The 229-nt window shown below is 31.4% G+C and carries 1 pseudogene; it reads right to left on the bottom strand.

The features are described from left to right. A pseudogene (locus FFR48_RS28750) lies at positions 1–229 on the bottom strand (RNA-guided endonuclease TnpB family protein); the annotation flags it as partial.

The raw sequence follows: 229 nt of genomic DNA, 5'->3' as shown, positions 1-229 counted from the left end.
AACTTTTTCTCATACTTTTTATAACTTTTTACTCCATCAAATACTTCTCCTGTTGATAATATTGCTAGATGATTTATTCCTAAATCAACTCCTACAAACTCTTGATTTTTCTGGGTTTGAGTCGTTTCTATTTCTATTTTCCAAGAGATAAACCACTTGTCAGCTTGTTTACTGATGGTGACAGATTTCGGTTTATATCCTGTAGGGAGAATTTCATAAGTTTTTATCC

The sequence above is a fragment of the Sphaerospermopsis reniformis genome (genome assembly GCF_005402885.1).
GTDB lineage: Bacteria > Cyanobacteriota > Cyanobacteriia > Cyanobacteriales > Nostocaceae > Sphaerospermopsis > Sphaerospermopsis kisseleviana.
This window is presented reverse-complemented; position numbering and strand designations above follow the sequence as displayed.